The organism is Mesorhizobium sp. WSM3626 (genome assembly GCF_000513935.1).
Taxonomy (GTDB): Bacteria; Pseudomonadota; Alphaproteobacteria; order Rhizobiales; family Rhizobiaceae; genus Mesorhizobium; species Mesorhizobium salmacidum.
Window position 1 is genome coordinate 102,541 of record NZ_AZUY01000003.1, and the last position, 23,388, is coordinate 125,928.

Sequence of the window (23,388 nt, forward strand, 5' to 3'; positions counted from 1 at the left end):
CTCAGTCCCCATCCAGCGACGAGAAGCCGGCGGTCAGGCCGAATTCGGCGGTCAGTCTGGTGCCGATCAAGGTCGACAGGCTGGAGGTGATCAGGGCGAAATGCTCGAGTTTTTCGCGTAGCGCCGGATCGGCGAGCGCCTTGTCGATCGGGCCCTGGACGGCCTTGGCGGTCGCCACGCCGTTGAACAGTTGGATGTGGATCGATTCCGCCATCCAATGCGCATCCGGCGGCAGCGCGTCGCCAAGCTTCGACACCTGGAACAGCGCATCGACGCCGGCCAGATTTCCAGCCAGCGCTTTGGTGGTGTTTTGTGAACGCCAGTAGATCGCTTGTTTTGGCTTGTCGGCGTTGGGTCCGGCGCCCAGAAAACCCTTCAGGCGCACATCGCGGACCATTTCCAGCTCGTTGATGAAGACGCCGACCAGTTCGGTGACCGCCTCGTTGCCATCACGATAGAGCGCATTTTGCGGCCCCGGATTGGCCCAGAGTGCGGCGAAACCGTCCGGTTTGTTCCAGGCCACACTGACGTCGGCGGCGATGATTTCGATGTTGCCGGCAACGGCCGCACCATAGGCGCAGCGATAGGGTTCGTCCTTGCCCGTCAAGACATCGGCGCCGTCGCCGTGAAGCACGAATTCCAGCGCGCCGAGTCCCTGCGTGGCAACGCTCTTGCCGGCAAGCTGGACAGGGTCGGTGGCGGCTGGATCCTTGTCCGACAACGCCGCCTGCACCTGTTTCAGGCCGATGCTCTTGCGGTCCGGCCAGAACAGCATCCGCTCCAGCCTGTTGTTCTCCTTGATCGGCCCAAAACCGATGATCTCGGCCGATGACCAGGCATGGATGGTGGCCGAAAATTCGGCCCGCGCCGCATCAAGCTCCCCTTGCGACGGCGCCTCGCAGAGCTTGTGCATCGCTTTCACGAGGCCTTCCGTATGCTGGTGCAGGTCCTCATAGGCCGGTCGGATAAAGCCGTCGATCGCGCGCTGGATGACGTCAGAGGCTTTCACCGCGGCCGATGCGGGCAAGGCCCCCAGCAGGGTCAATGGGAGAAGGAGGACCAGCGCGAAACGCTTCGGCATCAAAGTGACTCCAGGAATTTGACCAATGCATCGCGCTCGGTGGCGCCGGTGGCGGCAAAGCGGTCGCGCGCCTTCTGCGCCTCGCCACCATGCCACAGGATAGCCTCGACCAAAGAGCGCGCACGGCCATCGTGCAGATAGAAGGAATTGCCGTTGACCGTTTCGGTGAGGCCGATGCCCCATAGCGACGGGGTGCGCCACTCATTGCCGGTCGCCTCGCCCACAGCCTGGCCATCGGCAAGATCCGGCCCCATGTCGTGCAGCAGGAAATCGGAATAAGGCCAGATCAACTGGAACGCCTGCGCCTTGTCAGGCGCATCGCGACGGGTGACGAATTTCGGCGTGTGACAGGCGACGCAGCCGATTTCGTAGAAGACCTTCTTGCCGGCGAGCACATCAGGCGAAGCGAGGCCGCGCCGCGCCGGCACAGCCAGGTTCTGTGAATAGAAGGTGACGAGATCCATTACCGGCGCCGGCGCCTCGGCCGGGCCGAGGCGCGCCCGCACGCCGTTTGGCATTGCGAGGCATTTTTCCTGCGCGGCGGTGCAATCACCCCAGTGTTTCGGCTCTTCCGGCGTCGAGATGCCGATATCGCCGGCAAAGGCATCCGCGGCCTGCTGGCGGATCGACGCCGCCTGCGCCTTCCAGCCGAAACGGCCAAGCGTCACCTCGCCGCTCAGGTCATCACGCACGATGTTCGGCTTGCCGGAGATGCCATCGCCGTCCCTGTCGTCCGGGTCGGCATGGGCCAGGATGTCGGCCGGCGCAATCTGTTCGATCAGGCCAAGGCCGATCATCGGCGGCGTCAGGCGCGGCGACAGCGTGGTGCGCGGATCGAGCGGCCCATAGGCAAGATCGTCGACCGCGTAGGTGGGTTTGCGCAGGGAAATGACCGTGCCGTCCGTCAGTTCCACCTTACGTTCCTGATAATCGACACGCATCCTGCCTTCACCCTTGAGGCCAGGGACGGCCAGTTCCTGCAACTGCGTGCCATAGACCGGGTCCGGGGGAGTGAGCAGCCTGTGGTCGGCGAGCGCCGCCTTCTCTTCCGCGCTCCTTGCGTCACGCGCCAGCCGCAGGAACATCGAGGTGGTGCCGGCATCGCCTTGCGGCGGTCGGCCGCGGCCATCCTTCAGATGGCAGTTCTGGCAGGCGCGTTCGTTGAACAGGGGCCCAAGCCCATCCGAGGCCTGCGTCGAGGATGGCGACGACACCCAGTTCTTGCGGAAAAGCGCGTTGCCGAGCTTGAAGGTGCCTTCCTCCTCGAAGCCGATGTTGGCCGAGGATTGCGAGAAGGAATCACGGCTGACGTCCTTCCGCGAGGTGCCGGCGCCACCTTGCATCAGTTCGAAAGGCTCGGGTTTGGAGAAATCCGCGGTCGGCCTGCTGACGGCGGTGACGCGCGCCTGATCCTTGGCATTGAGATCGGTGCGCGTGGTGGCGAGGCCGGCGGGTTGAAGGTCTCCGGCGATCGAGGAGGATGTCAGCGCCAGCACGAGAATAAGGCCGCGCCGACCAGCCGGTATGGCTGGCGTTTTCCGAAGGCGCAGCGGACCCTTGGCCCGCCGCAAGCGGCGCAGGACGTCTAAGAGGCGCCGCATTCCCGCATATCCTTAGTCCGCCTCGTCCGCCGATGCGGCGTTGAGCTGGCCGTACTTCTCCTCGCCGATCGAGGCCAGGAGGTCGAGCTGCGTCTCGAGGAAGTCGATGTGGCCTTCCTCGTCGGTCAGCAGTTCCTCGAACAGTTTCATCGATACGTAGTCGCCCGCTTCATCGCAGATTTCGCGCGAGCGCTTGTAGGCAGTGCGCGCGTCATATTCACCGGCAAGATCGGATTCGAGCACTTCCTTGACGTTCTGGCCGATGCGCAGCGGCGCCACGGACTGCAGGTTGGGATGGCCTTCAAGGAAGATGATGCGGGCCACGAGCTTGTCGGCGTGGTGCATCTCCTCGATCGATTCCGCACGCTCCTTCTTGGCCAGCTTGGCGTATCCCCAATCCTCGAGCAGACGGAAATGCACCCAATATTGGTTGACGGCGCCGAGTTCCAGAAAAAGAGCCTCGTTAAGCCGCTCGATGACCTGTGGTTCGCCTTTCATGGGTTCTGCTCCCGTATTGGACGCGCAGGTCTCTGACGCGATCCAGATGTGAAACGATGTCCACGCCGCTCGCCTGCGAGCGGACGTGGTAGTTCTCGGTGACCCGAATGATCGTTTCGACCACATTTGGGAAGCAGCCGCAACACCGACCCCGTTTGTGCATGGCGTGATAGACTTTTGCCGGCACGATGAGTTGCCAGGGATCCTGATCCAGCAGGCCGATGATCGTCTGCTCGATCTCCTTCTCGGTGATGATGTTGCAATGGCAGATCAGCATTTCGTCGCTCTGGCTGACGGCGCCGGTGCGGCGCCGTTTGGCTTGGGGTAAGCCTACTTGAACACCTTGTCGGGTGCGTCGAGGCTGTCGGAACCTTCGAAGGCAATGGCGTTCAACTTCAACGAACCGACCGCGCGCTCGATCGACTTGGTCTGGTCGATCAACGCGTCGATAGCCGCCTGAACGGTGGCATTGCCCGCCGTATTGCCTTCGGCGATCTGCTGGTCATAGGCCTCGCCGGCCTCGGCGCGCGCCTTGATCGCCTCCATCCTGGCGACGGTGACATCGAGTTTATCAGACAATTCCTTGTCGATCGCCCGATCGGCGACCTTGACCATATCGGACACCGAGGGACCTGAAACGACGGTGCCATCAAGCCTGGTATAGCTGGCGTGGTAAGCAGCGCGGATGCCGACCGCATCATAGAGATGCGAATTGTAGGTGTTGTCGGAGAAGCAGTCCTGCTCCTCTTCGGGATCGTGCAGCAGCAGGCCGAGCTTCATGCGTTCGCCCGCCAGTTCGCCGTAGGAGAGCGAGCCCATGCCCGTGAAGATGACCGAAATGGCGGTGTTCGGCTCGCCATCGAGCAGGTTCTTGCGCGCGGCGCCGTCTTCCTTCCAGTCGTCGACCATCTTCTGCAGGTCGGAGACCAGGAGGCCAGTCGCCGACTTCAGGTACTCTGCGCGGCGGTCGCAATTGCCGCCGGTGCAGTTCTTGAGATCGTAGTCTGTGTAGGGGCGCTCGCCGGCGCCCGGACCGGTGCCGTGCAGGTCTTGGCCCCAGAGCAGGAATTCGATCGCGTGATAGCCGGTGGCGACATTGGCTTCGACGCCGCCGGCCTGCTGCAGCGTGCCGGACAGGAATTCCGGCGAAAGCTTCGACGCATCGACCTTCTTGCCGTTGATCTCGATCTCCTTGTTGGCGATCACATTGGCGGTATAGAGCGAATTCGCATCGGACTCGGTGCCGTAGCTCTTGGCGACATAGTCGATCAGGCCTTCGTCCAGCGGCCAGGAATTCACCTCACCTTCCCAGTCATCGACAATCTTGTTGCCGAAGCGGTAGACCTCGGTCTGCTGGTAGGGCACGCGCGCCGCCTTCCAGGCGTCGCGGGCAGCATGGAGCGTTTCCGCCGACGGGTTGGCAAGCAGTGCGTCAACCGCCTTGTCGAGCGCCTGCGCCGTGGTCAGCGAATCCTCATATTTGGCAAGCCCGATATCCGCGTAAGTCTTGATGACCGCCTTCGCGTCGGTTTCCGCCCTGGCAGGCAGCACGAATACCGCTGCCGTCAGCAGCGCCGTGGCGCCGATCGCCGCCAGCCTGCCGCCATATCGTGCTGTCATTATCGCTCTCCAGTTCCTCGGAAATTTTCTAAGCGGCGCGCGCGCCAACCCGCGCCAGGCCACATTCATGCCATTGGGCGCAAGACATGCCGCGTGATCGCGCGGCTCGGGGAAGACAGACACCAAAATGCCTCCAATCGAACGGGTTCAAGGCCCAGACATCAAAGGGATGCGCCAATGCGCGAGCCTCCTTAAAGCTTCGAGTCCGATGAAAGTCAATGGGAATTGCTGGAAAACCCAATCGAAACAATAGTTTAGAATTATTCTAAACTGCAATAGTCAACTTTATGCGCCGTTGCGCGGGCATTTGCACCGAACTGTACGATTGACAGCCGCCGTCCCGGGTGCGACCCGCAAACCCTCCCTTGCGGCGGGGTCAGACAATTGCCACTTGGCGAGACGTCCTAGAATCGAGCGGGATCGGAATGCGATGAAGAACGGCGTGGTCATTGTCGGTGCGGGTCATGCAGGCGTGCAGGCGGCCGCCAGTCTGCGCGAGGATGGCTATGACGGGCCGGTGATCCTGGTCGGCGACGAGAACGAACTGCCCTACCACAAGCCGCCGCTGTCGAAGACCTTCATCAAGGATGCCGGAGCCAAGCCTCAACCGCTTCGGGGCGAGACGTTCTACACCGGCAGCGCCATCGATTACCGACCCGGGATCCGGATCGAGCGCATCGATGCCGGCCGCCACAATCTCGACATTGCCGGCGGCGGCGCACTTGCCTTCGACCATCTGATCCTGGCGACCGGATCGCGCCCGCGCGCCCTGCCGCTGCCCGGCGCGGATCTGTCCGGCGTGGTGTCGCTGCGCTCGCTGGCCGATGCGCGGCTGATCCGGGAGCTGAGCGCGCAGAGCGAAGACGTCGTTATCCTCGGCGGCGGCTTCATCGGGCTGGAGATCGCCGCGACGCTGGGGGCGGCCGGCCGCACCGTGACGGTCGTCGAATCCGTCGACCGGCTGCTCGGCCGCGCCGTGGCGCCGGTGGTGGCGAGCCATGTCCGGCAAAGGCTGGAAGCGACAGGCGTGCGCATCCTCACCGGAACCTCGATTTCAAGGATCGAAGGCGAAAACGGCCATGTCACGGCCGCGATCACCTCGTCAGGCGAAAGGCTGCCGGCGCGCATGGTCGTGGTCGGCATCGGTGCCGTGCCGAATGTCGAACTGGCGCAAGCCGCGGGTCTTGCTGTCGCCAACGGCATCCGCGTCGATCACCAGATGCGCAGCTCGGTGCCGGAGATTCTGGCCATCGGCGACGCCGCCTCCTACCGGCACTGGTTCACCGGCGGCGAGGTGCGGCTGGAATCGGTGCAGAACGCCACCGACCAGGCGCGGCTTGCCGCCCGGACAATTACCGGTCACACCGACGCCTACTCGGCGGTGCCATGGTTCTGGTCCGACATTGGCGACATGAAATTGCAGATGGTCGGCCTGACCGCCGGCGGAGACAGCCATGTCGTGCTGGGCGACCTGCCCGACAACAAATTCTCGATCTACCACTATGCCGGCGACCGGCTGCTCGGCATCGAATCCGTCAACCGCCCTGGCGACCACATGCTTGGCCGCAAGATGCTCGGCGTCGGTTTTTCGCCGACACCGCAAATGGTGGCCACAGGCCCGGACGGGCTGAAGGCGGCGTTGGCCACATTCCAGCAGGACGAACCTGCCCGAGTTGCGGGCTGAAGAGCCCCGGGACCTTGGCAAAAAGGCTCGATGGACTTATTATATATTGATAATATCGGATAAAAATGGGAGGCGTTTTCCAATGCCCGCGAGCTACAGCATCGGACCTCGCTACGAAACATTCGTGCGCGAATTGGTTGAAAGCGGCCGCTATGCCAGCGCCAGCGAAGTGGTGCGTGATAGCCTGCGCCTGTTGGAGGAACGCGAAGAACAGCGACAGGCGAAACTTGCCGCACTGCGTGAGGACATCCGTAAGGGTGTAGAAAGCGGACCAGGCATTCCGGCCGACAGCGTTTTTGACCGGCTGGAGAAAAAATACGGCGGTGGAAGTCGCAAATAATGACGCTCAGTTTTGCGCCTGCAGCAGTGCAGGACATCGAGGAGATCGGCGATTACATCCATGCTGAAAATCCGGCCGCCGCTCACCGTTTTATAACGGCGCTTCGGGGACGATGTGGCCGCATAGCCGATGCGCCACGAGGCGGCGCACCTTGTTCCGAGCTTTGGCCTGGTCTGCGCTCCGTCGCGTTCCAAAAATACGTGATCTTCTACATCGCCCAGGAAAACGACGTGCGCGTCGAGCGTATTTTGCACGGCGCGCGCGATATTGAGGGCATTTTCGACGAAGAGAAGATGCCCAGGGGCATGTGAGTCGGAACGCTCGTCCTTGCCGATCAGGCGGCGCAGACTTCGCGGATCGAGCTTTCCAGAATATCGAGCGCTTCGTTCATGACCTCGTCCTGGATGGTGATCGGCGCCAGGAAGCGGATGACGTTGCCGTAGACGCCGCAGGTCAAGAGGATCAGGCCCTTGTCGAGCGCCTTCAGGCGGATCGCGTTGGCGATCTCGGCCGACGGCAGGCCTTTCTTGACGTCGTTGAACTCCACGGCGTTCATGAAGCCCAAACCCCTGATGTCGACAATCTCGGGCACGTCGTCACGGATCGACTGCAGACGCTGCTTCAGCCTCGCACCCAGCGTGTTGGCGCGGTCGCAGAGCTTTTCGTCCTCGATGACATCCAGAACCGCATGTGCGGCGGCGACGCCGATCGGGCTGCCGCCATAGGTGCCGCCGAGGCCGCCGGGAGCAGGCGCATCCATGATCTCGGCGCGACCGGTGACCGCCGACAGCGGGAAGCCGCCGGCGAGGCTCTTGGCCATGGTGGTGATGTCGGCCGCCACCTCATGGTGGTCCATGGCGAACATCTTGCCGGTGCGGGCAAAGCCGGTCTGCACTTCGTCGGCGATGAGCAGCATGCCGTGCTGGTCGCAGAGCTTGCGCAGCGCCGTCAGGAGTTCACGCGGCGCGTCGTAGAAGCCGCCCTCGCCCTGAACCGGCTCGATGATGATCGCGGCGACGCGGGCCGGATCGACATCCGCCTTGAACAGCTTGTCGAGCGCTGCCAGCGAATCGGCGACCGAGACACCATGCAGTTGCACGGGGAACGGCACGTGGTAGACGTCGCCCGGCATGGCTCCGAAGCCAACCTTGTAGGGCACGACCTTGCCGGTCAGCGCCATGCCCATGAAGGTGCGGCCGTGAAAGCCGCCGCCAAAGGCGATGACGGCCTGGCGGCCGGTGGCATTGCGAGCGATCTTGATGGCATTCTCCACCGCCTCGGCGCCGGTGGTGACGAAGATGGTCTTCTTCTCGAACTTGCCGGGCAGTATGGCGTTCAGCCGTTCGGCCAGCCGCACATAGCTTTCATAAGGCACGACCTGGTGGCAGGTGTGGGTGAAGCGGTCGAGTTGCGCCTTGACCGCCTCGATCACCCTGGGATGGCGGTGGCCGGTGTTGACGACGGCGATGCCCGAGGAGAAGTCAATATAGCGGCGACCCTCGACATCCCAGATTTCCGAATTTTCAGCCCGATCGGCGTAGATCTGCGTGGTCATGCCGACGCCGCGCGAGATCGACTGGTTCTTGCGTTCGGAAATGGCGGAGTTCTTCATGATATCCCTCACCGGGCCGGCGCCCGTTCTGTTTGATGTCGTTGAATTCCCCTTCTGGCCTTATTTCAGATTTTCCTCAAGTCGGCACCATCACCGGGTCGATTGGGCCTGACTTAGCCAGTCCGGCGATACACCGGTTTCCTTTTCTTCGGGATCGATTATCCTCCTGATATCCGCGAGGGATCGCGATCAGCGACCGGCGCGCGGCCGAGGGAGCCATGAGCAGAAACGCGACATCGTCATCTCGCCGCGGTCCGCCAAAACTCCCAGCCCTTTGTCTTGTCCAGCCACTTCGATTCTCGCCTGCACGGCCCTGGTGCTGCTCGCCGGTTGCCAGAAGCAGGAGGCGGCGGAAAAAAAGCTGCCGGTCATGGTGCGCACCGAGACGGTGGCGATGGCCGATTATGCGCCGAGAACCTCGCTGACCGGGGTGATCGCGGCGCGTACGTTGAACAATCTTTCATTCCGGGTTGGCGGACGCGTCGCGGAGCGACTTGTCGATGTCGGCCAGCATGTCGATCAGGGGACGGTGCTTGCCCGCATCGATCCGCAGGAGCAGGAATCCGATCTGCGTTCGGCGCAGGCCGATCTCGATGCCGCGCAGGCGCAATTGACACAGGCCGCGGCCACTTTCGAGCGGCAAAAGACGCTGCTTGCCCAGGGCTTCACCACCAGGCGCGACTATGACGTGGCCGACCAGACGCTGAAGGTGGCGCAAGGCAGCGTCGATGCCGCGCGGAGCGCGCTCACCAATGCCCAGCAGAACCTGTCCTTCACCGAACTCAAGGCCGGTGCGGCCGGCGTGATCACCGCCCGGCAGGTCGAAACCGGCCAGGTGGTGCAGGCGGCGCAGACCGTCTTCACCGTCGCCGAGGATGGCGACCGCGACGCGGTGTTCAATGTGCAGGAGACGCTGGTCGCAAGGACGCCGGCCTCTCCGGCGGTGACGATCACGCTGTTGTCCGACCCGCAGGTCAGGGCAACAGGCAAGGTGCGCGAAATCTCGCCGGCGGTCGACCCGGCTTCAGGCTCGATAAGGGTCAAGGTCGCCATTCCCGACACACCCGCCGGCATGCCGCTCGGGGCAGCCGTGATCGGCTCGGTCGGCGCCAAGCCGGCGAAGGCGATCCTGTTGCCTTGGCAGGCCCTGACATCCAGCGCCGGCAAGCCGGCGGTCTGGATCGTCGATCCCGCGTCCAAGGCAGTCGCGACGACGCCGGTGGAGGTGCTGGCGTTCGATTCGGGTACCGTCATCATTGCCAAGGGACTGAACGAAGGCCAGAGCGTCGTTACATCAGGCGGGCAATTGCTCAGCCCCGGCCAGACGGTCGAGATATCGGGAGCGGCGCAATGAAGCGGCTGCTACCCGTCCTGCTTGGCCTTGCCGCGCTTGCCGCCTGTTCGAAATCGGACGAGAAGCCGCCGGAGATCGTCCGGCCGGTGCTGTCGGTGGTGGTCGAGCCGCGCACCACGCAAACCTTCGGCTTCGCCGGCTCGGTCGAACCGCAGGTCAGCGCCGATCTTGCCTTCCGCCTGCTCGGTCGCGTCGTCTCGCGCGACGTCAAGGTCGGCGACATCGTCAGCAAGGGCACGACGATCGCGGCACTCGACCCAACCGCGCTGGAGTTGGCCGTCCAGGCGGCCAAGGCCGAACTCTCCAATGCCGAGGCGCAATTCGCCAATGCCGCCGCCAGCGAGGAGCGCCAGCGCCAGTTGCTCACGTCCGCCAATACGTCGCAATCGGTCTTCGATGCCGCGCAGCAGGCACGCAAAGCCGCGGAAGCCAGTGTCGAGCGGGCCAAGGCTTCGCTGGCCAAATCCCAGGAGCAACTCGGCTATGCCAGGCTGTTCTCGGATTTCGATGGCGTCGTCACCGCCGTCGGTGCCGAGGTCGGCCAGACGGTCTCACCCGGGCAGACGGTCGTCACCGTGGCGCGCTCGGACCCGCGCGAAGCAGTCGTCGACATTCCCGACCAGTTGACCGGCGACCTAATGGCCGGCACGCCGTTCCATGTCATCCTGCAGTCGCTGCCGACAATTCAGACCGAGGCCAAGCTGCGCGAGATCGCGCCCCAGGCCGAGGGCTCGACCCGAACGCGCCGCGTCAAGCTGACGCTGACCGATCCGCCGCAGGCCTTCAGGCTCGGCTCGACGGTAACGGCGACCCGCATGACCAAGGTCGTACCAACGATCGAGCTGCCCATCTCGGCTTTGCTCGACAAGAATGGTTCCGAAAAAGTTTGGATCGTCGACCCGCAGACCTCGAGCGTGAGCATGCGCGATATCAAGGTCGCGTCGAAGGCCGGCGGCACCTTCACGGTGGCCGAAGGGCTCGAGGCCGGGATGCGCGTCGTCACGGCGGGCGTCCACAACCTGAGCGAGGGCCAGAAGGTCAAAGTGCCCGAGGGAGGGGCCTCATGAAAGGCTTCAACCTCTCCGACTGGGCGCTCAACCACCGCTCGCTGGTCTGGTATTTCATGCTGGTCTTCGTGGTGGCTGGCGTGTTTTCCTATCTCAATCTCGGCCGCGAGGAAGATCCGGCCTTCACCATCAAGACCATGATCATCCAGGCCAACTGGCCGGGCGCATCGGTCAATGAAACGGTGCGGCAGGTGACCGACCGCATCGAGAAGAAGCTCGAGGAACTCGACAGCCTCGACTATACCAAATCGGTCACCACAGCCGGCCAGACTGTCATCTTCGTCAACCTGAAGGACACCACCAAGGCGCGCGACGTCGTGCCGAACTGGCTTCAGGTGCGCAACATGGTCAACGACATCAAGGCGCAATTTCCGCAAGGTGTGCAGGGCCCGTTCTTCAACGACCGCTTCGGCGATGTCTACGGCAACATCTATGCCTTCACCGCAGACGGGCTGACACAACGTCAATTGCGCGACTATGTGGAGGATATCAGGACAAAAATCCTGACCGTGCCCAATGCCGGCAAGGTCGATCTGGTCGGCGCGCAGGACGAGGCCATCTATCTCGAATTCTCGACGCGCCAGATAGCGGCGCTTGGCCTCAACCAGCAGCAAATCGTCGCCAGCCTGCAGGCGCAGAATGCGATCACGCCGTCCGGCGTGATCCAGTCCGGGCCGGAGCGCATCAGCGTGCGCGTCGGCGGCCAATTCACTTCCGAGGAGAGCCTGCGCGCCATCAATCTGCGCGTCAACGATCGGTTCTTCCGGCTGAGCGACGTGGCGACGATCACCCGCGGTTACGTCGACCCGCCGACGGCCTTGTTCCGCTTCAACGGCCAAAACGCGATCGGGCTTGCCATCGGCATGAAGCCCAATGCCAATCTGCTCAAATTCGGCGAGGCACTGCACGAGGAGATGAACAAGGTGCTGGCCGACCTGCCGGTCGGCGTCGGCGTGCATCTGGTCGCCGACCAGCCTGTCATCGTCGAGGAGGCGGTCTCGGGTTTCACGCGTGCGCTGTTCGAAGCGGTGGCCATCGTGCTCGCGGTGTCGTTCATCAGCCTCGGCATGCGCGCCGGCTTCGTCGTGGCGCTGTCGATCCCGCTTGTGCTGGCCATCACCTTCACGGTCATGGAGTATCTGGGAATATCGCTGCAACGCATTTCACTGGGTGCGCTGATCATCGCGCTCGGACTGCTGGTCGACGATGCGATGATCGCGGTCGAAATGATGGTGGCGCGGCTGGAGGTTGGTGACAATCTGCGCAAGGCGGCGACCTATGTCTACACCTCGACCGCCTTCCCGATGCTGACCGGCACGCTGGTGACGGTCGCAGGCTTCATCCCGATCGGGCTCAACTCGAGTGCTGCCGGCGAATACACCTTCACGCTGTTCGTCGTCATCGCCGTATCGCTGCTGGTGTCATGGATCGTGGCGGTGCTGTTCGCGCCGCTGCTCGGCGTCACCATCCTGCCGGCGACAATGAAGACCAAGCATCACGACCGGCCGGGCCGCTTCACGTCGCTGTTCCGGCGCGTGCTTGTCGGCTCGGTGCGCCGGCATTGGCTGACGATCATCGTGACCGTGCTTCTGTTCGCTGCCTCGATCGCCGGCTTCGGGTTCGTCCAGCAACAGTTCTTCCCGCCTTCCGACCGGCCGGAGCTGATCGTCGACTGGAACCTGCCACAGAACTCCTCGATTGCCGAAACACGCGACCAGATGGAGCGCTTCGAACAGCGGGCGCTGGTCGGCAATCCCGACATTGACCATTTTTCCTCCTATATCGGTCAGGGCGCGGTGCGCTTCGTTCTGGCCTATGATGTGCAGCCGGCCAATCCCTATTTCGGCCAGACGGTGATTGTCACCAAGAGCATCGAGGCGCGCAACCGGGTGAAGCCGGCGCTGGAGAAGCTGCTGCGCGCGGAGTTTGTCGGCACCGACGCCTTCGTCAAGCCGCTTGAGCTCGGACCGCCGGTTGGACGGCCTGTGCAGTACCGCGTCGGCGGCCCTGACATCCAGACGGTTCGAGAACTGGCGCAGCAATTCGCCGGCGTGATCTCAGCCAATCCGAAGCTCGCAGCACCGACCTTCGACTGGAACGAACCGCAGCGTGTGCTGAGGGTCGACGTGCTGCAGGACAAGGCGCGCCAGCTCGGCATCACCTCGTCCGACATCGCCAGCACGCTGAACAGCACAGTGGGCGGCGCGACGATCACGCAGGTGCGTGACGCGACATACCTCATCAACGTCGTGGCACGTTCGCGCGAAGCCGAGCGCGGCTCGATCGAGACGCTGCAGAACATCCAGCTGCCGACCGGCAATGGCGAGGCGATCCCCCTCGCCGCGGTCGCCAATTTTCGCTACGATCTGGAGCAACCCACCGTCTGGCGGCGCGACCGCATCTCGACTATCACGGTGCGCGCCGGCTTGGTTGGCGACGTACTGCCGGCGACCGTCGTCAACGAGTTGAAGCCGTCGGTCGACGCCTTCATCGCCAAGCTGCCGCCTGGCTGTTCGGTCGAGACCGCCGGCTCGGTCGAGGAAAGCGCCAAGAGCCAGGGACCAATCGCGGCCGTGGTGCCGCTGATGCTGTTCGTCATGGCGACCATCCTGATGGTGCAGTTGCAGAGTTTCCAGCGCCTGTTCCTGGTGGTGGCGGTGGCGCCGCTGGGCCTGATCGGCGTTGTGGCGGCCCTGGTGCCAAGCGGCGCGCCGCTCGGCTTCGTCGCCATCCTCGGCGTGCTGGCGCTGATCGGCATCCTGATCCGCAACTCGGTCATCCTGATCGTGCAGATCGAGGATCTTGTCGCCGAGGGCAGGGATCGCTGGGCAGCGGTCATCGAAGCGACAGAGCACCGCATGCGGCCGATCGCGCTGACCGCCGCCGCGGCCAGCCTGGCCCTGATCCCGATCGCCCGCGAAGTGTTCTGGGGGCCGATGGCCTATGCGATGATGGGCGGCATCATTGCGGGTACCGCAATCACGCTGCTGTTCCTGCCGGCGCTTTATGTGACGTGGTTCAGGATCAAGGAGCCGAAAGACGCGGCGGAAGGCGAAGCGCAGCAGGATGAGATCCTGCCGGAGAGCGGAGCGGCCTGAGGCTGGAAATACACTTTGCGTCGGACAACTATCGTCAAACTTGCTCGGAGGCGGTTCTCACAAACCCGTCGCTCGCCCTGAGCAGGTTGCGCGTATAATCCTTCGTCACGCGGCGCTCGACGAGGTCGTTCGCCACCAGATTCTCCACCGCCTCGCCGCCCTGCATCACCATCAGCCGCTCGCACATGTGGGTGATGATGGCGAGGTCGTGGCTGACCATCAGGAAGGTCAGCTTGCGCCGCCGGCGGACTTCCTCCAGCAGGTTGAGCACTTCGGCCTGCACCGAGGCGTCGAGCGCCGAGGTCGGCTCGTCGAGCAGCAGGATCGAGGGCTCGAGGATGAGCGCGCGCGCGATCGCCACGCGCTGGCGCTGGCCGCCCGACAATTGGTGCGCGTAACGGAAGCGAAAACCGTTGCCGAGGCCGACCTCGTCGAGTGCGCGTTCAATCCGCCTTTCGCCATCGGCAAAGCCGTGGATGGCAAGCGGTTCCTGCAGCAGGCGGTCGACGGTCTGGCGCGGATGCAGCGAGCCATACGGATCCTGAAAAATCATCTGCACTTCGCGGTAAAAGGCCTTGTCGCGGCGCGTGCCGAGCGTCTTGCCGTTGACGGTGATGCTGCCCGATGCGACCGGCGCAAGGCCGGCTATGGCTCGCAGCAATGTCGATTTGCCTGAGCCGGATTCACCGACCAGGCCGAAGGATTCACCCGGCTGCACATCGAGGCTGACGCCCTTCAACGCGCGGAAGCGGTCGAAGATCACCTCCAGCCTGTCGACGGCAATCGCGGAAGTCATGCCGCCCACTCCGGCTTGCGGTCGAGCACCGGCAGCGGGTGACGGTCGGCGCCGATCTTGGGCATGCAGTTGAGCAGGCCGCGCGTGTAGGGATGCCGCGCCTGGCTGAGTTCCGAAGCCTTGAGCTGCTCGACCACCTTGCCGGCATACATGACGATGACGCGGTCACAGAAGGACGAGACCAGGCGCAGATCGTGCGAGATGAAGATCAGCCCCATACCGCGCTCCGCGACCAGCCTGTCGAGAATGCCGAGCACGTCGAGCTGCACCGTGACATCAAGCGCCGAGGTCGGCTCGTCGGCGATCATCATTTCCGGCCCGGCGATCAGCATCATGGCGATCATGGCGCGCTGGCCCATGCCGCCGGACACTTCGTGCGGATGCAGGTCGAAGACACGTTTGGGATCGCGGATCTGCACCGCCTCCAGCATGGCCAGCGCGCGCTCGCGCGCCTCGACCTTGCCGACCTTTTCATGGGTGCGCAAAGTCTCGACGATCTGGCGGCCGATGCTCATCACCGGGTCGAGCGAATATTTCGGATCCTGCAGGATCATGGCGATGCGGTTGCCGCGCAGCGCCCGGCGTTGGCGTGGCGAGACGCCGAGCAGGTCGATGCCGTCGAAGGTCAATTTGCTGGCCGATATCCGGGCCTGCGGGGGTGTCAGGCCCATGATGGCGCGGCCCGTCTGCGACTTGCCCGAGCCGGACTCCCCGACAATGCCGAGCCGCTCGCGGCCGAGCGAAAAGGAAACGCCGCGCACCGCCTCGATCATGCCGGTACGGGTCGGAAAGGTGACCCGCAGATCATCTACCTCAAGCAGTGTCCCCGTCTGGCCGCTCATTGGTCACCGCTCCGGGGATCGAGTGCGTCGCGCAGGCCGTCGCCAAGCAGGTTGAAGCCGAGGCTGACGAAGAGGATGGCGAAGCCAGGCGCGCCGGCCACCCACCATTGGTCGAGGATGAAGCGGCGGCCCGAAGCGATCATCGTGCCCCATTCCGGCAGCGGCGGCTGCGCGCCAAGGCCGAGGAAGCCGAGGCCCGCGGCCGTCAGGATGATGCCGGCCATGTCGAGCGTCACGCGGACGATGAGCGAAGAGATGCAAAGCGGCATGATGTGGCGCAGCACGATGCGGAAAGGCGAGGCGCCCATCAGTTGCACTGCCTTGATGTAGTCCGAGTTGCGCACGGTCAGCGTTTCCGCACGCGCAATGCGCGCATAGGGCGGCCAGGAAGTGATGGCGATGGCGAGCACGGCGTTCTCGATGCCGGGGCCAAGGGCGGCGACGAAGGCCAGCGCCAGCACCAGCTTGGGGAAAGCGAGGAAGATGTCGGTGATGCGCATCAGGATGGCATCGGTCCAGCCGCCGGCATAGCCGGCGACGGTGCCGACCAGAAGACCGATGGGAGCCGCGATGATGGCGACCAGAATGACCACATAAAGGGTCCAACGCGAGCCGTAGAGAATGCGCGAAAGGATGTCGCGGCCGAGGTCGTCGGTGCCGAACCAGTGTTGTGCACTCGGCGCCAGCAGCCGCGCGTTCTTCAAGTCACCGAAGGTCGGCGAATACGGCGCCAGCACACCGGCAAGGGCGGCGACGAGCAGCAGGGCGATGATGATCAGCAGACCGACAAAGGCCAGACGATTGGCGGAAAAGCGCCGCCACGCGACATAGGCGCGACCGAGCCTTGCCTGCATGCGCGATGCCGGCCGCTCCGACAGCAACCATGCGCGACGGGAGAAGGGGCGGGCGTCGGAGACGGTCATGACGATGCCCCTTGAAGCTGTCGACTCCCGCTCCGGTCTGCTTCGCAGACCACCTCTCCCCGGTTCGACGGGGGAAAGAAGAGGCGCCAAGCATGCGACCGCCTTTTCCTCTCCCCCTGGCAGGGGCAGAGGTGGCCCGAAGGGCCGGAGTGGGGGTGACTGGCCGCAGCCAAGCCCGAAATACCTCTACTCATCCTGTCTTGGTCCTCGGGTCGAGTACACGGTAGAGCAGGTCGGACAGAAGGTTGATGCCGATGAACACCGAGCCGATGACGATGGTACCGCCGAGCACCGCGTTCATGTCGGCGTTCTGCAGCGAGTTGGTGATGTAGAGGCCGATGCCCGGCCAGGAGAAGACGGTCTCGGTGAGTACCGAGCCCTCGAGCAGCCCGGCATAGGACAGCGCGATCACGGTCACCATCGGCACGGCGGCATTGCGCAACGCGTGGCCCCAGATGATGCGCGTTTCCGACAGGCCCTTGGCGCGCGCCGCGACGACATATTCCTGGGCGAGCTCATTGAGCATGAACGAGCGCGTCATGCGGCTGATATAGGCGAGCGAGAAATAGCCGAGAAGCGAGGCCGGCAGGATGATGTGACGGAAGGCGTCATAAAAGACGTCCCACTGTCCCTGCATCGCGGAGTCGAGCAGGTAGAAACCGGTGATCGGCGTGAAAGTGTATTCGTAGACGATGTCGAGCCGTGCAGGGAAGGCCACCCACTGCAGCTTGGCGTAGAACAGCACCAAACCCAGCAGACCCAGCCAGAAGATGGGTACGGAATAGCCGATCAGGCCGATGATGCGCACGATCTGATCGATGAGACTGCCGCGTTTGACCGCGGCCAGCACCCCGAGCGGCACACCGAACAGCGCGCCGATCAGTGTCCCCAATGTCGCAAGTTCCGTCGTTGCGGGAAGAGCGCGGCGGATGTCGGTCATGACGGGGTTTGTGGTCAGCACCGAGATACCGAAATCGCCGCTCAGCGCGTGTTTCACATAGATATAGAACTGCTCGATCAACGGCAGGTCGAGGCCCATCTCGCGGCGCGTGCGCTCCACGACATTGGCGGGTGCCCGGTCGCCCAGAACGGCGAGCACCGGGTCGATCGGGATGACGCGGCCAATGAAGAAGGTGACCGCGAGAAGACCAAGATAGGTCGTCACCGCAATGACCAGGAAACGGCCGAGCGATGATGCAAGGGCGACGGCGCGGGCGCTGCCGCGCCCGCCCTCGTTTTCAATCGCGCTCATGCGGCGTGTCCGCGAACACTATTCCTTGGAAACCGGCCCGACGAAGTTGGTGTCGAAGCTCGGACCGAGCGCGAAGCCCTTGAGGTTCTTGCGCAGACCCGCGACTTCCAGCTGCTGGTGGATGATGACGAAGGGGCTGGTGTCGAGAATCTTTTTCTCAAGATCCTTGTACATATCGGCGCGCTTGCCCGAATCCTTCTCCAGGAGTGCCGCTTCCGTTTCCTTGGTCAGATCCGGAATGTCCCAGCTATTGCGCCAGGCGAGCGTGTGGGACTTGCCTGCGTCCGAATTGTCCGGGTTCGAGGCAAAGGTCTGCGCGTTGGAGTTCGGATCGAAATAGTCCTGGCCCCAATTGCCGATATAGATGTCGTGGTTGCGGGCGCGGTATTTGGTCAGCGTCTGCTTGCCGTCACCCGGAATGATCTCCAGCTTGATGCCAGCCTGGCCGAGCGTCTGCTGGATCGATTCCGCCATGCCGGTGGTCGGCTGGCCGGTGCGTACATCCATCGTGACGCTGAAGCCGTCGGGCAGGCCTGCCTTGGCCAGCAGTTCCTTGGCCTTGGCGACGTCGAGCTTGAACGGGTTTTCGTCCAGTTCGCCGAGCACGCCCTTGGGCAGGAAGGTCTGGTGGATTTCGCCAATGCCCTTGAGGATGGTCGAGCTCAAGGCATCATAGTCGACAAGGTATTTGAAGGCCTGACGGACCTCGGGTTTGGCGAGGTTCGGGTTCTTCTGGTTGAGGCTGATGTAGTAGACGGTGCCTTTCGGCGCGCTGGTGGTGGTGAGGTCGGCGTTCTTGGCGATGGCGTCGAGGTCGTTCGGCTCGAGGTTGCGGGCAACGTCGATGTCGCCGGCTTCAAGCGCCAGGCGCTGGGCCGAGCTTTCCTTCATGTTGCGGTAGATGACGCGGGCGAGCTTGGCCTTTTCGCCGTAATAATTGTCGTTGCGCTCCATGACGACCGCCTCGTTGGCACGCCATTCACGCAGCTTGTAGGCGCCCGAGCCGGCATAGCCTGTCTTCAGCCAGGCATTGCCGAAGTCATTATCCCATTTGTAGTCGGCGCTCGGCGTCACCGCCGCGACATGTTCCTTGACCAGCTTGGCGTCGACAACCGAGGCGACGGTGGCCGACAGGCAGTTCAGGACGAAACTGGGCGCGTAAGCCTTGTCGACGGTGAACTGGAAGGTGGTGTCGTCGACCGCCTTGGCCTTCTCGGTGACGTTGTCGCCGCTGATGCCGAACTGATCGATGATGAAGGCCGGGCTCTTGTCCAGCTTGACGGCACGCTCGAAAGACCAGGCGACGTCAGCGGCGGTGATCGGGTTGCCGGAAGCGAATTTCAGGCCCGGCTTGAGCTTGAACGTATAGGTCAGGCCATCGTCGGAGACGGTCCAGCTTTCGGCGAGATCGGGCTTGACCTTGGAGGTGTCGCTGAGGTCGAGGCGGACAAGAAGGTCATAGGTGTTGCCGGTGACTTCGGCGGTCGACAGCTCGAACGCCTCGCCCGGATCCATCGAGATGATGTCGTCGATGGCAAAACCTTCGACAAGCGTGTCGGCGGGGGTGACCGCGCCAGCCGGCGCTCCGGCCAGAAGCAGCGCCGACACCGCGGCGCCCGCAAGCAAGGTGCGGGATCGTAGAGCAAGCTTTTCCATCATCATGATGATTGTTCCCTGTTTTGTTGTTTGTTGACCTGAGTTCCCGGCTCAGGGTTACGGTGTTCTTTCAAGGCTCGACGAGAGCCTCTGAGCCACCAACGTCGTGGTTTTTGTCCAGTTGGTCAATACCTTATCCGGCGACACCCGGCCCGGCAACGAGGATTTGCGAGACGGCCTCAGTGGAGCAGAATGCACGGCGGCGTGTCGACGCATGCGCCGGCCAAATGACGCCGCGGATCGTGAAAAATCTGCTAAAATTTCGAAGCTATTTCAGCGCGGCGACCAGACCGGCATCAGGAAAACAGGTGGCCGCCTGACCATTCTTTTCCTGCCATCTGCCGATCGAGCGGCGGGTCTTGAAGCCAGGCAGGCCGTCGGCGCTGCCAACATCATAGCCCTTGGCTTCAAGGGTCCGCTGCAGGGCGGCGATATCGGAGCGGTGGAGATCGCCGACCGGACCCCAGTTACCGGAAAAATTCTGATCGCCATGGGCAATGCGGTCGGCGCCGTGGCCGATGAACAGCGCATAGAGGTCGCTGGTGTTGTATTCCTTCAGCACGTAGAAATTGGGGGTGGCGATGAAGGCCGGGCCGCTGCGGCCGGCCGGCATCAGCAGGAAGCCTTCCGTCCTCAGCTCGCTCGCCGGGAACGCTTTGCCGCCGACGCGCTTGATACCCATGGCGGCCCATTGCGAAATCTTTTTGCCCTGGTCCGGGCCTTCCAGCGAACAGGAGACGCTCTGGGGCACGGTCACCTCGAAACCCCAACCGCGTCCCCTCACCCAGCCATAATGGACAAGGTAATTTGCGATCGAGGCCAGCACGTCAGGCGTCGAATTCCAGATGTCGACGCGGCCGTCGCCGTCGAAATCGACGGCATGTTTCAGGAAAGAGGTCGGCATGAATTGCGGCTGGCCGAGCGCGCCGGCCCAGGACGATTTCATCGCGCCGACCGGGGCCAGCCCGCGTTCGACGATTTCCAGCGCCGCCAGCAGCTCGGTGCGGAAGAAATCCTTTTTCGTCGACATGAACGCCTTGGTGCCCAGCACCTCGAAGGCGTCGTAGGGCATCTTCGCCGCGCCGAATCCGGTCTCGCGGCCCCAGATCGCCAGAAGGATTTCACCCGGCACGCCGTAACGCTTTTCGACCGCGGCAAGCGTGCGGGCATTGGCGGCTTCGCGGGTGCGTCCACCCGATGTCACCGCACGAACCGTCTTCTCGGCAAAATAGGCGCCGGGCGAACCGAACTCGGCCTGGTGCTGTTTTTGCGGCGTCTTCGGCTTCTCGCCTGGCAAGACAAGGTCAGGGAGATCGAGATTGGGCTTGATGCCGTTGAACGCGGCGTCGAACGTGCGTTTGGAAATGCCTTTCGCCTTGGCGTCGGGCCAGAGGTCGGATTGGAGCCAGGCGCGGAACTGGTCGTCGATCTTGGCGGCGGATGCCGGGATGGTGAGGAAGACGGCGAGGAGTGCGGCCAGAAAGGAAAGCAAAGCCAACCTGAGGGGTTGGGCGGCGTGCACCACCTGCCTCGAAAGATGCGTGACGGTCATCGTGCGCATCCTCTCCGCCGATCTGGTCAAAACGCCGTGCGCGAGCGCAGCGCGGCGGCCAGAGTACCTTCGTCGAGATAGTCGAGTTCACCGCCGACCGGCACGCCGTGCGCCAGCCGCGTTATCTTGACCTCGAAGCCGGAGAGCTGATCGGTGAGGTAGTGCGCGGTGGTCTGGCCCTCGACCGTCGCGTTGACGGCGAGGATGACCTCCTTGACCTCGCCGCCGGCTATGCGGTCGACCAGCGAGCGGATGTTGAGCTGGTCGGGGCCGATGCCGTCGAGCGGCGACAGCGTGCCGCCGAGCACGTGGTAGCGCACATTCATAGCCGCCGCCCGCTCCAGCGCCCAGAGATCGGAGACGTCCTCGACGACGATCAGGGTGGCGGCATCGCGGCGAGGGTCGGTGCAGATCATGCAGGGGTCCGAGGTGTCGACATTGCCGCAGGTCGAGCAGATGCGCACCTTGTCGGCGGCCTCGCCCATGGCGGCAGCGAGCGGCGACAGAAGCTGCTCCTTCTTCTTGATCAGGTGCAGCGCCGCGCGCCTGGCCGAACGGGGGCCAAGCCCCGGCACTTTGGCCAGAAGCTGGATCAGGCGTTCGATCTCGGGACCGGCGATTCGCTTGGACATTGCTCTGATCTAGGATTTTTCAGAGCGGTTTGAAACATCCCCGTCGACGCACGGTCCGGCATGCTGCCATGCGAGAATCAGTTGGTTTCGAGCGGGCGACCCTGGCTGACGATCATCGCGCCTATGGCGTCGGTGTTCTCAGGCGTCGACTGGAATCCCATCGATGCTTCCTGCGGAGCGTCCTGGACCGAGGAGATGACCCTTTTGTTCGAGGTTCCGCTGTTCAAGGTTCCGCCAAAACGGGCGGCATCAGGCTCTTCCATCGGCTCCTGCATCGCAATTTCGATCGGCTTCGCCTGGACTCGCGCGGACTTTGCCGACGGCGTCGCGGATGCGGTCAGATAGGTCTGCTGCGCGGGGGCAGTGCGGGCGGGCGACGGCTTGGCCGCCGGTTCCGCCGCTGCGGTCATGTAGACCTGTTCTGCCGGAGCATTGCGGGGGGTCGCCTTGGCCGGGCGCACCATCTCGACGGACGCGACACGCGTCGCGGGTACTCCCGGCAACGCGGCTGGCCGCTCGGCCGACGCGACCATCGGCTCATCCGGCAGCGGCTGCCAGTTGCGGCCGCGCTTCTCGTAGAAGGCATTGCCGCCGGCAACCATGGTGTAGTGCATGTTCTTGTAGGGGAAGCGCAGGCCGGCGGTGTGGAAATACATCGTGTTCTTGAGCTTGGCCTTGCGCTCGCCCTTGAGCACGGCGTCGGCGGCCTCCTCGACATCGGGCATTGCACGCGAGTTCATCGGCCTGGTCATGACGCCCGGTGCGAACTGCCCGGGCTCGCCCACCACCTGGCAGATGGTGCTGCCATGATTGCCCGAGCGCAGCCGGTTCATCACCACCGTGCCGACGGCGACCATGCCGTCGCGGCTCGACCGGTTGGATTCGAAGAACATCGCCCGTTCCAGGCATTCCCTGTCCTTCGGCGTATGGCTGTAGGCGCGCGAACTCAGGAAGCTCGGCGTGATGGCGTCGGTCAGGCTGGCAACCGACATGCCGTGCGAGGTGGTCTGGCTGCAAGCGGCCAAGAAAAGGGGAGACGTGACGACGCCGAGCAATAGCGGCGTCTTCCATCGCGTGGCTATCAACAGGTAACCCTCTCACTTCAATGCCCGCCCCCAGGCTGCGGCAAGAATGAGACACTTTCGGGCAAAATGATGGCCAAAACGTTATTAACGGCGGACTGTTGCCGAATTGACACAAATCGAGGCTTTCCAGATGGATCGGGCCGTCGTTTCACACGGACGATGACCGCCTTTTCTTCGTTTTGCCGCAATTCCGCTGGGCTAAATGCCATGCGCTTTTCCGGAATAGTCTATCGCCCGGCGGCGATTGCCGCCGGCCGACCGGGTTCGATCTCTTCGACCGTGTCTGAAAACAGGCCCCGCCTGAGAAACAGCGCCCGCGCCTCCCTGGCCGTCGGCGCGATCTTGCCCGGCCAGTCGCTGTCGATGAACTCGGCCTTGGTGAAATCAGGATTTGTTTCGGAGGCCGCCTCCAGGAACTCGGCGATTTCCAGCACGATGGCGCGTTCATCCTTCGAAAGCGCCGACGTGCCGGCCTCGATCGACGGGCGGCGCACGAAATCCTCGAAGAGATTGAAGTAGCCCTTGATGCCGACGAGATCGACACCCGCATCGCAATCGGCGAGGATTTCCAGAATCTCGTAGATCCTGTTGCGGATACGCTGCTCGATCAGTCTTTCGGACGGCTCGCCGATCATGGCCGCGCCGGTCTCAGCTTATGCATATCGTTGCCCCAAAACCGCTGCGTACTTTTGGGC

Annotated in this window: 21 protein-coding genes; 6 read left to right on the forward strand and 15 right to left on the reverse strand. The window is 63.5% G+C overall.

The features are described 5' to 3' along the window. Window position 1: 1 nt before the first annotated feature. From M653_RS0103520 to M653_RS0103540, 5 genes are read right to left on the reverse strand one after another with little or no spacing between them, the layout of a single operon-like run. On the reverse strand, window positions 2–1,081 hold the full coding sequence (locus M653_RS0103520) for an imelysin family protein (protein ID WP_027142051.1): 1,080 nt from the start codon (window positions 1,079–1,081) through the stop codon (window positions 2–4). Further along, window positions 1,081–2,682, reverse strand: a complete 1,602-nt coding sequence (locus M653_RS0103525; RefSeq protein WP_027142052.1) for a di-heme oxidoredictase family protein — start codon at window positions 2,680–2,682, stop codon at window positions 1,081–1,083. Before M653_RS0103525 ends, M653_RS0103520 begins: the two co-directional genes overlap by 1 nt. A gap of 12 nt (window positions 2,683–2,694) precedes the next feature. Next, window positions 2,695–3,180 (reverse strand): bacterioferritin, encoded by a 486-nt coding sequence (gene bfr, locus M653_RS0103530; RefSeq protein WP_027142053.1) that lies wholly within the window; start codon window positions 3,178–3,180, stop codon window positions 2,695–2,697. Continuing rightward, window positions 3,146–3,457, reverse strand: coding sequence for a (2Fe-2S)-binding protein (locus M653_RS1000000135270; protein WP_084636396.1), 312 nt, complete (start codon window positions 3,455–3,457; stop codon window positions 3,146–3,148). Before M653_RS1000000135270 ends, bfr begins: the two co-directional genes overlap by 35 nt. 53 nt (window positions 3,458–3,510) lie before the next feature. After that, entirely contained in the window at window positions 3,511–4,800 is a 1,290-nt protein-coding gene (locus tag M653_RS0103540) for an imelysin family protein (protein ID WP_027142054.1), read from the reverse strand. 430 nt (window positions 4,801–5,230) lie between these two features. On the opposite strand from M653_RS0103540, the gene M653_RS0103545 reads away from it, so the two are divergent. From M653_RS0103545 to M653_RS0103555, 3 genes are all read left to right on the forward strand, one after another. Beyond that, window positions 5,231–6,484, forward strand: coding sequence for an FAD-dependent oxidoreductase (locus M653_RS0103545; protein ID WP_027142055.1), 1,254 nt, complete (start codon window positions 5,231–5,233; stop codon window positions 6,482–6,484). Window positions 6,485–6,566: 82 nt separating this feature from the next. Next, a complete protein-coding gene (locus M653_RS0103550; RefSeq protein ID WP_027142056.1) occupies window positions 6,567–6,824 on the forward strand; it encodes a type II toxin-antitoxin system ParD family antitoxin in 258 nt (85 codons plus the stop codon). Beyond that, entirely contained in the window at window positions 6,824–7,135 is a 312-nt protein-coding gene (locus M653_RS0103555; protein WP_027142057.1) for a type II toxin-antitoxin system RelE/ParE family toxin, read from the forward strand. The genes M653_RS0103550 and M653_RS0103555 overlap by 1 nt, the downstream gene beginning before the upstream one ends. A gap of 23 nt (window positions 7,136–7,158) precedes the next feature. Here M653_RS0103555 and M653_RS0103560 read toward each other — a convergent pair whose 3' ends face one another. Continuing rightward, window positions 7,159–8,436 (reverse strand): 4-aminobutyrate--2-oxoglutarate transaminase, encoded by a 1,278-nt coding sequence (locus M653_RS0103560; RefSeq protein WP_027142058.1) that lies wholly within the window; start codon window positions 8,434–8,436, stop codon window positions 7,159–7,161. A gap of 316 nt (window positions 8,437–8,752) precedes the next feature. Here M653_RS0103560 and M653_RS0103565 point away from each other — a divergent pair, with 316 nt between their 5' ends. From M653_RS0103565 to M653_RS0103575, 3 genes are read left to right on the forward strand one after another with little or no spacing between them, the layout of a single operon-like run. Next, window positions 8,753–9,790 (forward strand): efflux RND transporter periplasmic adaptor subunit, encoded by a 1,038-nt coding sequence (locus M653_RS0103565; RefSeq protein ID WP_245262050.1) that lies wholly within the window; start codon window positions 8,753–8,755, stop codon window positions 9,788–9,790. Then, window positions 9,787–10,857: an efflux RND transporter periplasmic adaptor subunit gene (locus M653_RS0103570; protein ID WP_027142060.1), complete on the forward strand. Its 1,071-nt coding sequence runs from the start codon at window positions 9,787–9,789 to the stop codon at window positions 10,855–10,857. The genes M653_RS0103565 and M653_RS0103570 overlap by 4 nt, the downstream gene beginning before the upstream one ends. Continuing rightward, window positions 10,854–13,955: an efflux RND transporter permease subunit gene (locus tag M653_RS0103575; RefSeq protein ID WP_027142061.1), complete on the forward strand. Its 3,102-nt coding sequence runs from the start codon at window positions 10,854–10,856 to the stop codon at window positions 13,953–13,955. Before M653_RS0103570 ends, M653_RS0103575 begins: the two co-directional genes overlap by 4 nt. A gap of 34 nt (window positions 13,956–13,989) precedes the next feature. Here the strand turns inward: M653_RS0103575 and M653_RS0103580 are convergent, their stop codons facing one another. The 9 genes from M653_RS0103580 to M653_RS0103620 all read right to left on the reverse strand — a co-directional run bounded on the left by M653_RS0103580 (window position 13,990) and on the right by M653_RS0103620 (window position 23,328). Next, the gene (locus M653_RS0103580; RefSeq protein WP_027142062.1) at window positions 13,990–14,751 is read right to left on the reverse strand and encodes an ABC transporter ATP-binding protein; all 762 of its coding nucleotides are present in this window, start codon (window positions 14,749–14,751) and stop codon (window positions 13,990–13,992) included. After that, window positions 14,748–15,593, reverse strand: coding sequence for an ABC transporter ATP-binding protein (locus M653_RS0103585; RefSeq protein WP_027142063.1), 846 nt, complete (start codon window positions 15,591–15,593; stop codon window positions 14,748–14,750). The genes M653_RS0103580 and M653_RS0103585 overlap by 4 nt, the downstream gene beginning before the upstream one ends. Next, window positions 15,590–16,516 (reverse strand): nickel transporter permease, encoded by a 927-nt coding sequence (gene nikC / locus M653_RS0103590; protein WP_027142064.1) that lies wholly within the window; start codon window positions 16,514–16,516, stop codon window positions 15,590–15,592. The genes M653_RS0103585 and nikC overlap by 4 nt, the downstream gene beginning before the upstream one ends. A 190-nt stretch (window positions 16,517–16,706) precedes the next feature. Then, window positions 16,707–17,768: an ABC transporter permease gene (locus M653_RS0103595; protein WP_027142065.1), complete on the reverse strand. Its 1,062-nt coding sequence runs from the start codon at window positions 17,766–17,768 to the stop codon at window positions 16,707–16,709. Between the two features lie 18 nt (window positions 17,769–17,786). Further along, window positions 17,787–19,430: an ABC transporter substrate-binding protein gene (locus M653_RS0103600; RefSeq protein ID WP_027142066.1), complete on the reverse strand. Its 1,644-nt coding sequence runs from the start codon at window positions 19,428–19,430 to the stop codon at window positions 17,787–17,789. 262 nt (window positions 19,431–19,692) lie between these two features. Beyond that, the gene (locus M653_RS0103605; RefSeq protein WP_084636399.1) at window positions 19,693–20,985 is read right to left on the reverse strand and encodes a lytic murein transglycosylase; all 1,293 of its coding nucleotides are present in this window, start codon (window positions 20,983–20,985) and stop codon (window positions 19,693–19,695) included. 17 nt (window positions 20,986–21,002) lie between these two features. Further along, entirely contained in the window at window positions 21,003–21,608 is a 606-nt protein-coding gene (recR, locus tag M653_RS0103610; protein ID WP_027142068.1) for a recombination mediator RecR, read from the reverse strand. 77 nt (window positions 21,609–21,685) lie between these two features. Beyond that, window positions 21,686–22,693 carry a cell wall hydrolase gene (locus tag M653_RS0103615; RefSeq protein ID WP_027142069.1) on the reverse strand — a complete coding sequence of 336 codons (1,008 nt, stop codon included), beginning with the start codon at window positions 22,691–22,693 and terminating at the stop codon, window positions 21,686–21,688. A 227-nt stretch (window positions 22,694–22,920) separates the two neighbouring features. After that, complete coding sequence (locus tag M653_RS0103620; RefSeq protein ID WP_027142070.1) at window positions 22,921–23,328, reverse strand: hypothetical protein; 408 nt, start codon at window positions 23,326–23,328, stop codon at window positions 22,921–22,923. Between the last annotated feature and the right edge of the window lie 60 nt (window positions 23,329–23,388).

Bases quoted from the DNA above. Each gene is read 5' to 3' on its own strand.
- M653_RS0103570 (WP_027142060.1), top strand. From the start codon at position 9,787: ATGAAGCGGCTGCTACCCGTCCTGCTTGGCCTTGCCGCGCTTGCCGCC.
- M653_RS0103540 (WP_027142054.1), bottom strand. From the start codon at position 4,800: ATGACAGCACGATATGGCGGCAGGCTGGCGGCGATCGGCGCCACGGCG.
- M653_RS0103545 (WP_027142055.1), top strand. From the start codon at position 5,231: ATGAAGAACGGCGTGGTCATTGTCGGTGCGGGTCATGCAGGCGTGCAG.
- M653_RS0103575 (WP_027142061.1), top strand. From the start codon at position 10,854: ATGAAAGGCTTCAACCTCTCCGACTGGGCGCTCAACCACCGCTCGCTG.
- M653_RS0103595 (WP_027142065.1), bottom strand. From the start codon at position 17,768: ATGAGCGCGATTGAAAACGAGGGCGGGCGCGGCAGCGCCCGCGCCGTC.
- M653_RS0103620 (WP_027142070.1), bottom strand. From the start codon at position 23,328: ATGATCGGCGAGCCGTCCGAAAGACTGATCGAGCAGCGTATCCGCAAC.
- recR (WP_027142068.1), bottom strand. From the start codon at position 21,608: ATGTCCAAGCGAATCGCCGGTCCCGAGATCGAACGCCTGATCCAGCTT.
- M653_RS0103585 (WP_027142063.1), bottom strand. From the start codon at position 15,593: ATGAGCGGCCAGACGGGGACACTGCTTGAGGTAGATGATCTGCGGGTC.
- M653_RS0103605 (WP_084636399.1), bottom strand. From the start codon at position 20,985: ATGCGCACGATGACCGTCACGCATCTTTCGAGGCAGGTGGTGCACGCC.
- nikC (WP_027142064.1), bottom strand. From the start codon at position 16,516: ATGACCGTCTCCGACGCCCGCCCCTTCTCCCGTCGCGCATGGTTGCTG.
- M653_RS0103555 (WP_027142057.1), top strand. From the start codon at position 6,824: ATGACGCTCAGTTTTGCGCCTGCAGCAGTGCAGGACATCGAGGAGATC.
- M653_RS1000000135270 (WP_084636396.1), bottom strand. From the start codon at position 3,457: ATGCTGATCTGCCATTGCAACATCATCACCGAGAAGGAGATCGAGCAG.
- bfr (WP_027142053.1), bottom strand. From the start codon at position 3,180: ATGAAAGGCGAACCACAGGTCATCGAGCGGCTTAACGAGGCTCTTTTT.
- M653_RS0103560 (WP_027142058.1), bottom strand. From the start codon at position 8,436: ATGAAGAACTCCGCCATTTCCGAACGCAAGAACCAGTCGATCTCGCGC.
- M653_RS0103525 (WP_027142052.1), bottom strand. From the start codon at position 2,682: ATGCGGCGCCTCTTAGACGTCCTGCGCCGCTTGCGGCGGGCCAAGGGT.
- M653_RS0103520 (WP_027142051.1), bottom strand. From the start codon at position 1,081: ATGCCGAAGCGTTTCGCGCTGGTCCTCCTTCTCCCATTGACCCTGCTG.
- M653_RS0103580 (WP_027142062.1), bottom strand. From the start codon at position 14,751: ATGACTTCCGCGATTGCCGTCGACAGGCTGGAGGTGATCTTCGACCGC.
- M653_RS0103550 (WP_027142056.1), top strand. From the start codon at position 6,567: ATGCCCGCGAGCTACAGCATCGGACCTCGCTACGAAACATTCGTGCGC.
- M653_RS0103600 (WP_027142066.1), bottom strand. From the start codon at position 19,430: ATGATGATGGAAAAGCTTGCTCTACGATCCCGCACCTTGCTTGCGGGC.